The sequence below is a fragment of the Mucilaginibacter sp. GW821-FHT07G05 genome (assembly GCF_059418565.1).
The window spans coordinates 16,947-29,174 of record NZ_JBWKQC010000015.1 but is presented as its reverse complement, the minus strand read 5'-3'; the positions used below and the strand labels follow the sequence as shown (position 1 = coordinate 29,174).

The window sequence follows — 12,228 nt, the reverse complement described above, 5'->3', positions numbered from 1 at the left end:
GGGCAGCCTGTTATTAAGGCAGCAACTGTTCTGTTTTAGCAAGAAATTTTTCTACAGCATCTTTAATATCTATCCCCGATCTTTCTGCCAAAACAATGAGCCACCAAATGTTTTCGCCCAATTTATGTTCCAGCTCTTCTGCAGATTTGGCTTTAGGCCAGCGATGCTGCTGCGACATGATATTCCGGCCAACCAAGCCGGCATCGGTAAGGTAAGCTAAAGCATCTTCCTCTACCGTCCATTCGGTACCGTGGTGCTGCACTTCCAGTTTATGGTATTTCTCCCTCAACGCCAAAGAACGGTTTACGATCTCATCAAAATTATTTATACTCATTTCGTTTTTGTTAGTGTATCAGGTTAGCCTTTACAAAAGCTATTTTATCATCCTTAAAAGTAAAATCAAATGTACCGCCTATTTTCCCTTCCGGGAAATCACCAGTAAATTCTACTTCGAGGTGCGCATGCTCATCATCATTAACTACCAGCTCCACCAGTTTGGTTTGTGTATGGTAACCGATAAAATAGCTTACAAAATAATCTTTAATACCGGTGTGGCCTGTAAATTTTCTGCCAACAGACGGGTCATCCAAAACCGCGTCGGCCAGATAAAGACTCAGGTGTTTTTCAACATCGTATTGATTGCCTGTGCTTAACCAGGCCTCTATAAACTTTGTGATCTCTGTATTTTTCATTTAGCAAAGCTGGATAAATTTACAGGAACGAGGTTCGCCAAAACAGCGATATGTGTTGCTGTTTTGACGGCAGTCAACGTTTTTGATCACAACCTGCGGTGATAATTTTGGCCGCTGCACCAATGGTTGTAAATATATTTGTAAAAAGATAGTAGCATTCTCTTATCGCGACATTGAATTTCATATATTTTTAATAGCTTACAGCTTATTAATCCCCTAAAAATTTATATGGAACAACGCGCATGCACTATGGAGATTGCCGAAGCGAATAACACTCGTTTTGAGCAGGAAGTGTACAATTTTTTGCGCGTGTGGGTCCACAATCACGAGGATGAAACGTTGCTGCAATTTGATCAGCCGCTGGAAAAATATTTAGCCAATGACGCGCTGCGCGATTTTTTTCTTAATACGCAGCACCCCATTCAAAAATTATTACAGAACCGTTCCATCGCTTCTCACCTGGGCAGGCGCGCCCGCAATGTATATTTTGATCCCACAACCGGCGACCCGTTATTGGCCCGTACCGAGCAACGCATCTATAACCTGGCCCGCCGTATGGATAGCGAGCAAATGCATATCCCATTTCGCTCGGTGCACCCCAACAAACAAACCGAAGCGGGCGATATCGCGGATATCAGCACCTATCCTGAAGAATCAGAGATCCGTTACAATAGCGGCAACCACTTTACCAGTCGCCCGGCCAACGGGAATGTTTTTGATGAGAACAGCAAACGCTGCACGGCAAAATCAGAAGGCAACCTGCACGTATTTTTTAAACGTGGCTTTTTAGAAGACCGCTTACAAGATGTAAAGGAACTTACCGCCACGATGCATGAGGCAGGTGAAACCCGGCCGCAATTTTTTGTGATATATAGCAGGCATTCGCAGCAGGAGGGGCATTTCGGGGCTTCTTTGGTGATTATGGATCCTGCCAACCCCGACTTCCCGCAACGTGTTATGGTTTGCGATACCTTGTTAAAAGAACTGCCGCAGCACCCGCGCTGGTGGAATCATTTTATTACAGAATATTCGAACGTTTTTGGTGACGCGATAGTGGAGATAGTGGAAGACCTTTCGCACCCGCTGCAAAAGGTAAATATTAAAGGCGATAACCCTTACCGGCACGATTGGGACTGCCCTTACTATGCAGCCAGCATGGCCGATGCCCTGGCCGATCTGGTAAAACTCCATCCCCAACTCATACTAACCGGAAGCACGCACGATATTCATAACGCTATGAAAGATACCATGCCCGATTATTACCAGCCTGGCTATGAAATTAAAGACAGACCGGGCATTCAGCAAGCCAACCGCCTAAAACGGTGGAAAAGCGGCCGCGAAGTAATTAAAGACCTCGCGGCAGAGAATAGCAGGAAATCGTCTTTTGAGTTTTAGGGGATGCTTTTATTGTAATTGCCTCGAAAAGCTACCCTTGTTTACAAGTATAACAGATAGGATAATTATGACTACGCCAAGCCATTGGTAAGTTGAAACATGTTCGTTAAGTACTACACTTGCTGATATAATAGAAACCGGAATTTCTATAGCTGCAATAATAGAGCCGATGCCTATACCTGTTAAGGGGATGCCTTTGGTAAAAAGTAACGGCGGCAAAATGGTGCCGAAAATGGCCAATGTTAATCCCCAGATCAAAATAGAGGCATCGTTAAAATGAGTAATGATAGCCATGTTCCAAAACAAAACTATGGCTATTAATCCACCCAAAACAAGGTATTTGCTACGTTGGTAATTGGGTAAATGGGTTTCAACGTTGCTTGATGAGTAAAGCGAAATGGTATAACACAAACCCGCGCCAAGGCCAAGCGCCAACCCCTTCCAGCTTAGTATCGTAGTTTGAAACAGTATATTGGTTGCCAATACTGTTCCCCCTATAACTAACAGTGCCCCCAATATTTTTATAATTTGAAATTTACCTTTCTGCAAAATAATTTCCAGCACAATGCTCATCCAAATAGATTGCATCAGGAGTATTATGCCCATTGAAACAGGTATAAACTGTATGGATAAATAATACAAAGTGCTTGTTAAACCGAGCGAAGTACCAAACAGCAATAGCCTGATCTTAGAACCTCGCGGTATTTTGCGGTCAGATTTATCCTGATGGGTTTTAACGCGCGAATAGATAACCAAAAAAATAACGCCAAATAAAAACTGCATAAAGGTGAGTACACTGGTATGCACACCCGTGCCATTGGCATATTTTACAATAGTGGCCAATATGCCGTAACTTATTGCACCCAGCAATACCAATAAAACTCCCGCTGTTTTAGGGCCTTTCTCCATCATAAAGTCACTATTATTTTAACGGCACAAAGCTGGCACAATTAATCTTTTAAAGCCTTTACATATGTTGATGTTTTAAAGATTTAAATCTTTACGGATGCGGCTTAACTGCGTTGGTGTTATCCCCAAAAAAGAGGCGATATGATGTTGCTTTAAGCGATGCAAAACAGGCTGATACTCTTCTTTAAACTTTAGGTAACGGTTTTTAGCGGGTTCGTATTTTAAACTGATCTCCAGATTCTCTTTGGCCACTATCCAGTTTTTTTCGATATAGCTGATGTGGTACATGGCCAAATCATGGTGCACCTGCATCAATGCCCTGAATTTACTTGCCGAAAACTGCAACACCTCGCTATCCTCTAAAGCAGCAATAGCAAACAAACCCGGTTTTTGCTCTATCAATGCCGACATGGAGGCAATAAATGTATGCTCGGCAAAAAATTTCTTTATAATGATATCGCCATTTTGCGCAACATAGTAATAAGAAAACAGCCCTTTATTTACAAAATAAAAATACTTGGGCACTTCCCCCGCATTCAGCAGTAATTCGCCTTTAGCTATGCTTTTTTTGTACAACAGTTTGATTACGTCCTGCTTACAGCTATCGCTCAAAGGGTAATAAAGCTGCATTTTTTGAATAAAGTCGTCTGTAGGCATATAAAGTAATGTAAAAGCCCCAAACATTTAATTTGAGGCTTTCTGTATTTATTAAGAAAAATGCTTTTTATTTCACACGCTCCACGTATTCACCTGTGCGGGTATCCACTTTAATTTTATCACCCTGGTTTACAAAAAGAGGAACTTTTATTTCTACACCGTTTTCGGTTGTTGCGTTTTTGAGCGCGCCCGATGAGGTATCGCCTTTAACGGCAGGCTCGGTATAGGTAATTTCAAGCTCAACGTGGTTTGGCGCGGTTGCCATAATAGGCTCTTCGCTCTCGAAAGATACGATAACGTTCATGCCCTCTTTAAGGAATTTAACCGCCGGACCGAACAACGCTTTCGGAATGTTATGCTGATCGTAAGTAGTGTTATCCATGATCACCATGTAATCGCCTTCTTCATATAAATATTGAAAGTCGTTGGTTTCTACACGGCAGATTTCTACCTGCTCGTCGGTAGCCAAACGGGCTTCCACAATTTTGCCTGTTTTAATATTACGAAACTTATCTAAATAGAATGCTCCGCCCTTACCTGGTGTACGATGTAAAACTTCGGTAACCGTTACCAATTCGCCGTTGTAACGTAATATGTTACCTACTTTAATTTCAGATGCCTTTGCCATAAAATATGGTTGTAAATTTTTTGAGCCCAAAGATAGATTAAGTTATGATAACCTTGGTCTAAATTTTTATAGTGGTGATTTATAGTGCTAAAAGATCTGTTGCCAAATGGTGGTGCGGAGATAGCACCGCAGGTGTTCGGAAGATTTCTTAATTCCCTCCTTGGGGAGGGGTGCGTTGGGAATAGCGGTGGCAGGGAGGGGTTTATACGTTCTCTTATTAAAAAAATAGAAGTGGAAACCCCTCCCTACACCCTCCCAGGGGAGGGAATCGCGCATCCCCACTTCTTGTTTCTTCCAAAAAATGCACGGGGAAACTCTGACCACAGGCTGAAATGTAAGTGTTAGTAACAAAGGCTTAATTCCCTCCTTGGGGAGGGGTGCGTTGGGAATTGCGGTAGCAGGGAAGGGTTTATACATTTTTTTATTAAAAAACAGCGATGAAACCCCTCCCTACACCCTCCCAAGGGAGGGAATCGCACATCCCCCCACTTATTACTACGTCCAAACACTAATCATAGGTTAAATAATTAATTAAAAATACCTGATACACCATGGTATTAATGTTTTGTTATGTTTTTTTTAAGCGGACGAAGTTTTATTTGCTGCCGTACCAATTATTTGGCCGGTTGCCTTTAATGCCGGCTTAACTATTACCTGCTTTATGAAAAACACTACTGTAATGCCGCCATAGCGGTAATGATGCTGCTTTGCGGCTCATTTTAAACAACCAATCAATTACATCTTAAAACCGAATTATGAAAAAAATCATTTTTTTACTTGTGGCTGGTCTGTGCCTTTTGGTGATGGCCTGTTCAAAGAAAGACATCCGCCAGCCCGAACTTCAATCGCCGGGCAGCCAGGTTAAACGTGCCAACGCTTCGCCTGTGGGCGATGTGGTAGGCAAAATTGTGGTAGGTTACCAGGGCTGGTTTGCGGCCATTGGCGATGGATCGCCCATTAATATATGGTGGCACTGGGCCGACCCTAACAATCAAACACCTACTACAAGCAGTATCCGCATAAAATCGTGGCCGGATGTGCGCGAGTACAGCACTACCTACGCTACTTCGCTGCCTAATTTGGGCAACGGGCAGCAAGCGCGCTTATTCTCCAACTATAACGACCAAACCGTTAATACGCACTTTTTGTGGATGCAGCAAAACAACATCGACTGCGCGGCGCTGCAACGCTTTAATCCCACAGGCGGCGAAGGTCCCATCCGCGACGTGGTGACGGCCAAGGTAAAAACAGCGGCTGAAACCTATGGCCGCAAGTTTTATATTATGTACGATGTTACCGGGTGGACCAACATGCAATCAGAAATTAAAACCGACTGGACCAATAAGATGTCGGCCTACACCTCATCATCGGCCTATGCCAAACAAAACGGCAAACCGGTAGTGTGTATATGGGGTTTCGGGTTTAATGACCCGGGCCGGCCATTTACCGCCGCGCAATGTTTAGATGTGGTGAACTGGTTTAAGGCGCAGGGATGTTACGTTATCGGTGGTGTGCCGCGCGAATGGCGTACCGGTGTTGATGGTTCACGGCCGGGCTTTATCGGTGTTTATCATGCCTTTAATATGCTATCGCCATGGTTAATTGGCGCGGTAGGTAACGTAGGCGATGCCGATAATATTTATAACAACCACATGGTGAGCGACCAGGCCGATTGCAATGCCAACGGTATAGATTACCAGCCATGCGTATTACCCGGCGATTTGCAGGAACACCAGCGCGTACACGGCGACCTGATGTGGCGCATGTTTTATAATGCCGTTAGGGTAGGCGCGCAGTCTATTTACATCTCCATGTACGATGAGTACAATGAGGGCAACCAAATTGCCAAGACCGCTGAAAGCGCCGCCTTTAAACCCGCCGGAACAAATTTTGTTACGCTCGACGAGGATGGCACCGCCTGCTCTGCTGATTACTACCTGCGCCTCACCGGCGATGGTGGCCGGATGCTGAAAGGGCAGATCGCCTTAACAGCTACCCGCCCTACCCAACCCGTAGTTGGCGGTGGTGGTACGGTACCAATTGGGCAGGTGGTTACCCTTAAAGGCAGCAATAACCAGTATGTGAGTAGCGAGAATGGTACGCAGGCCATGAATTGTAACCGCCCCGCAGTTGGCGGTTGGGAACAGTTTACCGTAGTGAACGCGGGCAGCGGTAAGGTGGCCCTGCTTAACTCGGGCAAGTATGTAAGCAGCGAGAATGGCACGCAAGCTATCAATTGTAACCGTACCGCTATTGGGCCGTGGGAACAGTTCGACTGGGTAAACAATGGCGATGGCACCATCTCCCTGCGTGGCAACAATGGCAGATACCTATCAGGTGAAAACGGCTCACAAGCCATGACCTGTAACCGCACCACCATCGGCGCTACCGAAAAATTCAGGGTAAATCAATAAGCATAGCAGCAGGTAATTGGTGCAAGGGCCGCTCTGTAATGGGGCGGCTTTTTTATTGTTCAATTGCGAGGTACGAAGCAATAACGTAGGGTGCTATGTTAAGCTTGTGCAGTAATTAACGTTAGTCTGCTCTTGGGCGCAGTGCCCCATTACTTTTGAGGGCAAAAGTAACAAAACCCTTGTCCAGCAGAAGGCTTCTTTTCCGCACAAGGCCTATGCCCTGCAAATCAGGCAGAACTTAGGGCTGGAACTTTTGCCCCATGCTTCGCCGCTCACTCCCACCCACATGCAACAAGTTCAAATGCCCGCCTTTGCGCTCCAGGCCACCACAGTTATGCCCGCTTTCGCCCGAAGCTGTTTGCTGACGGGAAGAAGTATATTGAGGCCATGTAGAGCAACTCTGGAAATTGGAAATTAATTACGCAGTAATCCGCTTCAACTCCTCTTTAACCTTGTTGAACCAAACACGGCCGCTTTTCTTTTCAACAGCGCTAAGGTGGGGCACTTCGTTAAGTATTTCTATGAATACATCGGCGGCATCTTCTTCGCGCTCGTTACGTATCAGGAAGAGGCCGTATTGGTACCGCTGTTCAAAATTGCTGTAACGGCCTTTCATCGCCCTGAATTCCTTTTCGGCAGTGGCAACGTCGCCGGTATGCTCCAATGCTATGGCGTAAAGGATATGCGCGCGCGATTGCGGAAATTTTGATGAGCCACGAATTTTAGCCGCCAATTGTATCACCTCGGGGTAACGCTCCTGCTCGCTGTAAGCCACCATCAGCTGGCTCAACACATGTTCGTTATCAGCAAAGGCTCCGGTAAGGCTGCCCTCGTAAATGGCGATGGCTTTTTCATTTTGTTTTGCAGCTAAATAGGCATCGGCCAATTGTATCTTATTGGCGAAGGTGTCAGTAAACTTAAGGTTGTCTTCCAGTTTTTTGATCTTACTGCCGGGGTTCAGTATTTCGCCCACGTTCACCTTTGGCGCACTCATACGGCGCGATGGCAGCATTTCGTTGAAAATATATACCAGGCAGCCCACAACAGGTAAAAATACAATGATCCAGATCCATTTGCTTTGTGTACCCCGCTTGTATGAATGAAAAGCGCAAATTGCCTGTAAACCTATAATGATGTAATAGTAATAGCCTTGTTCGAAAAACATTATGTGACAGTTGTTACCCAAAAGTAATGATTTACAGGAATATTGTTGAAGCGATTATTGTATTGAGGATTATAAACTTAAGAGTTGTGAAACCTTAAAAATCTACCCACAGCAGATAATACGTTTTTTGTCTGTTATGATAAGTATGAAATCCGGGGATTTAAGATTGGATAGTGTGGGGCTATCTATTCATAATCAATTGTTCATAGACCATTGTCATTGCGAGGCACGAAGCAATCACGTCTCGTTCTTCTGCTTGTGCTGCTATCAACATCGGTCTGCTCTTGGGCGCAGAGCCCCATTACTTTTGAGCACAAAAGTAACAAAATGCTTGTCCAGCAAAAGGCTTCTTTGCCGCACAAGGCCATTGCCCTGCAAATCGAACAGAACTTTGGGCTGGAACTTTTGCCCCGTCACGCATCCCCATCCTCATGCAACAAGTTCGCTATGCCCGCCTTTGCGCTCGTGGCCACCAACGTTCTGCCCGCTTTCGCCCGAAGCAGTTTGCTGACGGAAAAGAGAGCTACAGCCCCTTCATCACTTTCACCAGCATATCGGCAATAACCTGATAGCCACTGTCTGACGGATGCAGACCGTCATAAGTAAAAGCCACGGCATCTAACGGGTAAGGGTATTCGTCAGTTTGCGGGTTGAAGGGGATATTGGTATAATCGGGGTAGGTATAGTTGCGGTACTGGTTGGTTTGCGGGTCTTTGAGGTATTTGTATTTTACGAGCTTGTTCACCGTCATGCCGCTTTTATTGTACAGGTCAATCACTTTAAAATGTTCGTGTTTGCCAATGGTGTTAATTGCCGCCACAAACTGCGCCAGTGTTTGTCCGTTCTTTTCTTTGTATGAGCCCCAGGCGTTGTTATTTTTATCGGCGATGTACACAAAATCGGTACGCTGCATCGGGGTAATCAGGATGATCTTAGCATCTGGGTTCAAGCCGCGCAGTTTGTCGACGATCACCCTGAACGCGCCACTGGTGGTGCCCGTGCCGGTATTGTCGGTATAATCTTTAATGGTGCCCACTTTTTGGCCCGACCACCAATCGTTAGTTCCTAAAAATATGGTATAAACATCGGCTTTGGTAATGCCCAGCTTTTCAATTTCGTTGGCAATGCCTATGCTTGTCCACCCGTTATGGCCCTGGTTGGTAAAGTGAATATTGGGGAGCTGCTCGGTAACGCGGGTCATATAACCTTTGGTTACACGGTTGCCCGTTTCGTTCAAATGATCGTTCAGGTAAGTAATAGAGTCGCCGATGGCTACCCAACTGATCTCTTTTTTCGGGGTAAAAGCGCTGATGATTAAAGCGGCAACAGCCAGCAACCATAATTTTCTCATAGGGATAAGCTTTTTATTTACAGATGATTAGCCAACCAGCCACTTGCTTTTTGGCAGGTATGATAATATTTTAATGATCACGTAAGTGGTAATGAAGGTACACACAGCCACAAGCGGTACTTTAATGGCGGCGCTATCAAAATGTGCGTCCAGCAGGGAATGGTAAAAGTTAAGCACCATAATATGGGCAAGGTAAACACCATAACTTTTGGCAGATACATCAAGCACCAGTTTGTCAAATGCGGAAGTTGGATTGCTTAGTTTTACATTTTTGATCAGCAGGAACGCCCCGGCGCTCATCATGGCTACGTTAATTGTTTCAAAACCCCAGGTAAGTTCAACCGTCATTACAAACTTTTCGGTAGGCAGGCGGTGTAAAAAACCGTAAACCGTAATAGCGTAACCCACCAGCAGCAACGCGATGCCGAGTGTATAGTTCCAGGCCTTTGCCTCGCTATGGAAGCGTTTAATATATACGGCTAATACTATATAGCCTAAAAAGCCTGAGAAATAATATAGCATTGGCGTATGGTTCCAAAAGGCTTCGCCCCAAATTTCGGGGAATATTAAATGGATATAAGGTAAACTGAAAGCTATTGCCCAAAGCACGAGGTAAAACTCCATATTCTTTTTACTCGCGCTTTGTATCCATGGCGATAGTATGGGCGCAAACAGGTATAAACCCAGCAGCATGTACACAAACCACAGGTGCCCTATCTCTACACCATAGTTTACGGGTATTTTCAGGATATTGGTGAAGGCGGTATTTAGATCCGCCGTCCCCATAAAATATTGATAGAAAGCATACTGCACACACCATATAGCAAAGGGTATGGCTACCCGGCTAAAGCGCTTTTTAAAAAAGGTATTCACATCATTTACCGGGAACAGGAAGAAGCCCGAGATCATTACAAACAGCGGCACACAAATACGGCATAACGAATTTAACCAGCCCACCCAAACCGCATCGGCAGTATTTAAAACGGCAGCCTCCGGGCCTATGTAATAAAATTCGCCTGAGTGCACCTGTATCACCATATAGCAGGCAATTACACGTAGTATATCCAAACCATAATTGCGGGCGGGTTTAACAGTAGTCATGCAGTAGTTTATAATGTTTGAGCGATCAAGTTATTTAAATTTCTATAAAAAGATCATTTTTAATTATAAAGGCTGCAAATGCCCTGATTCTTGACTCTTAATTCTTGGCTCTCTTTACCTCGCTATCCCCGTTGAGTTCAATTGCAGATCGTACAGTTTACGATAATAACCGTTCTCAATCTTCAATAGTTCCTGGTGGGTGCCCGATTCTTTTATTTCGCCGTGGTCGAGCACGATGATACGGTCGGCGCCTTGTATGGTAGAGAGGCGGTGGGCAATCACAACCGCCGTGCGACCCTGCATCAGCTTATCTATAGCGTTCTGTATCAGTATTTCGGTTTCGGTATCAACTGATGAGGTGGCTTCGTCCAGTACCAATATGGCCGGATTATAAACCAGCGCGCGGATGAAAGAGATCAGCTGCGCCTGGCCGGCAGATAAGGTAGCTCCGCGTTCCATTACGTTATAATCATAGCCTCCGGGCAGGCGTTCAATAAAATCGTGCGCGCCTACATCTTTTGCTGCCGCGATGATCTGCTCGCGGGTAATGCTGTTGTTATTGAGGCTGATGTTGTTGGCAATGGTATCGCTAAACAAAAATACATCCTGTATAACCGTAGCGATTTTCGATCGCAGGTAACTTACCTCGTAATCCTTGATGTTGTGCCCGTCGACCTTTACGCTGCCCTTGCTGATCTCGTAAAAACGGTTGAGGATATTAATGGTAGATGATTTGCCCGCGCCGGTAGCGCCAACCAGGGCCAGCGTTTCGCCCGGCTTTACGTGGAAGCTGATGTCCTTCAATACCCAGTTCTCATCATTATAAGCAAACCAAACATTCTCGAATAAAATATCGCCCTCTAATGTGGCGGGTTTTAGTTCACCATTATTTTCGGCAATTTCGTTGGTGTCTAATACCTTGAAGATCCTGTCGGCACCCACCATGCCCATTTGCAGTGTGTTGAATTTATCGGCCAGTTGCCTTATCGGGCGAAACAGCAAGTTGAGCAGGGTAATAAAAGCGATGATAGTACCCGCGGTTACCCCTTTCGGATTGGCCGAGAAAGCACTGAGCTCTTCATCCGTAAGGATACGTTTGCAGCCATACCATACCAGCAGACCTATACAAACGGCGAACAGGATCTCCACTACCGGAAAAAATATAGAGTACGACCAGTTTGAGCGGATGTGCGCGTCGCGATGTTTTTGGTTTACATTACGAAACTTGCGGAACTCCTGGTCTTCACGGGCGAAGTATTGTATAATGCTGATGCCCGAAATGTGTTCCTGTAAAAAGGTGTTCAATTGTGCTACCTGTGTACGCACCTCCTGAAAGGCCGATTTAATAGCCTCTTTAAATACAAAGGTAGCTGCCAGTAAAAAAGGCATCGGTATAAGGGTGATCAAGGCCAGTTTCCAGTCCTCGTGCAGCATATAGGCGATGATGGCTACCAAAACCAGCATATCGCCCATAATGGAAATTAAACCTTCGGCAAAGATATCGGCAATGGTTTCCAGGTCAGATACGGTACGGGTAATAAGCATCCCGATAGGTGTCCGGTCGAAATATTTCAAACGCAGATCGGTAATGTGATTAAACACATCAATCCGCAAGTCGCGGATAACAGATTGCCCCAGCGCGTTGGTTAAATAGGTTTGGTAATATTGCGCTACTGTTTGCACCAGTAACTGGCCAATCATCAGCATCACCATAAAAACCAGGCCGTCGTAATCGCCGGTCATGATGTGGTTATCCAGCGTTTTTTCAATCAAGATAGGTTGCACCAACACAATCACCGCCAAAAAAACGGTAAGCAGCATACCTATAATAAAGGTTTTATTATAAGGCTTTACGTAATGCATTACCCTGCCCAGCAATTTCCAATCAAGCGCTTTTCCGGTTACTTCTGCCATGT

Annotated in this window: 11 protein-coding genes; 2 read left to right on the top strand and 9 right to left on the bottom strand. The window is 45.2% G+C overall.

All coding sequences use genetic code 11. The features are described from left to right. Nucleotides 1–13 precede the first annotated feature (13 nt). Both AC07NA_RS25020 and AC07NA_RS25015 read right to left on the bottom strand, forming a co-directional pair. Nucleotides 14–334, bottom strand: a complete 321-nt coding sequence (locus AC07NA_RS25020) for a MazG-like protein (RefSeq protein WP_494900690.1) — start codon at nucleotides 332–334, stop codon at nucleotides 14–16. 10 nt (nucleotides 335–344) lie between these two features. After that, the gene (locus tag AC07NA_RS25015) at nucleotides 345–692 is read right to left on the bottom strand and encodes a nuclear transport factor 2 family protein (RefSeq protein ID WP_494900688.1); all 348 of its coding nucleotides are present in this window, start codon (nucleotides 690–692) and stop codon (nucleotides 345–347) included. A gap of 228 nt (nucleotides 693–920) precedes the next feature. Between AC07NA_RS25015 and AC07NA_RS25010 the strand changes: the two genes are divergently transcribed. Beyond that, nucleotides 921–2,087 carry a hypothetical protein gene (locus AC07NA_RS25010; RefSeq protein ID WP_494900686.1) on the top strand — a complete coding sequence of 389 codons (1,167 nt, stop codon included), beginning with the start codon at nucleotides 921–923 and terminating at the stop codon, nucleotides 2,085–2,087. Nucleotides 2,088–2,096: 9 nt separating this feature from the next. Here the strand turns inward: AC07NA_RS25010 and AC07NA_RS25005 are convergent, their stop codons facing one another. The 3 genes from AC07NA_RS25005 to efp all read right to left on the bottom strand — a co-directional run bounded on the left by AC07NA_RS25005 (nucleotide 2,097) and on the right by efp (nucleotide 4,281). Beyond that, nucleotides 2,097–2,999, bottom strand: coding sequence for an EamA family transporter (locus AC07NA_RS25005; RefSeq protein WP_494900684.1), 903 nt, complete (start codon nucleotides 2,997–2,999; stop codon nucleotides 2,097–2,099). 72 nt (nucleotides 3,000–3,071) lie between these two features. Then, a complete protein-coding gene (locus AC07NA_RS25000) occupies nucleotides 3,072–3,653 on the bottom strand; it encodes a Crp/Fnr family transcriptional regulator (protein ID WP_494900682.1) in 582 nt (193 codons plus the stop codon). Between the two features lie 67 nt (nucleotides 3,654–3,720). Next, complete coding sequence (gene efp / locus AC07NA_RS24995; protein ID WP_345213902.1) at nucleotides 3,721–4,281, bottom strand: elongation factor P; 561 nt, start codon at nucleotides 4,279–4,281, stop codon at nucleotides 3,721–3,723. Between the two features lie 755 nt (nucleotides 4,282–5,036). Between efp and AC07NA_RS24990 the strand changes: the two genes are divergently transcribed. After that, nucleotides 5,037–6,695 carry a hypothetical protein gene (locus AC07NA_RS24990; RefSeq protein ID WP_494900680.1) on the top strand — a complete coding sequence of 553 codons (1,659 nt, stop codon included), beginning with the start codon at nucleotides 5,037–5,039 and terminating at the stop codon, nucleotides 6,693–6,695. 418 nt (nucleotides 6,696–7,113) lie between these two features. Here the strand turns inward: AC07NA_RS24990 and AC07NA_RS24985 are convergent, their stop codons facing one another. From AC07NA_RS24985 to AC07NA_RS24970, 4 genes are all read right to left on the bottom strand, one after another. After that, nucleotides 7,114–7,860 carry a PLDc N-terminal domain-containing protein gene (locus AC07NA_RS24985; protein WP_494900678.1) on the bottom strand — a complete coding sequence of 249 codons (747 nt, stop codon included), beginning with the start codon at nucleotides 7,858–7,860 and terminating at the stop codon, nucleotides 7,114–7,116. A 523-nt stretch (nucleotides 7,861–8,383) separates the two neighbouring features. After that, nucleotides 8,384–9,211, bottom strand: coding sequence for an SGNH/GDSL hydrolase family protein (locus tag AC07NA_RS24980; protein ID WP_494900677.1), 828 nt, complete (start codon nucleotides 9,209–9,211; stop codon nucleotides 8,384–8,386). A 27-nt stretch (nucleotides 9,212–9,238) separates the two neighbouring features. Then, complete coding sequence (locus AC07NA_RS24975; RefSeq protein ID WP_494900675.1) at nucleotides 9,239–10,312, bottom strand: acyltransferase; 1,074 nt, start codon at nucleotides 10,310–10,312, stop codon at nucleotides 9,239–9,241. 114 nt (nucleotides 10,313–10,426) lie between these two features. Beyond that, on the bottom strand, nucleotides 10,427–12,226 hold the full coding sequence (locus tag AC07NA_RS24970; RefSeq protein ID WP_494900673.1) for an ABC transporter ATP-binding protein: 1,800 nt from the start codon (nucleotides 12,224–12,226) through the stop codon (nucleotides 10,427–10,429). Between the last annotated feature and the right edge of the window lie 2 nt (nucleotides 12,227–12,228).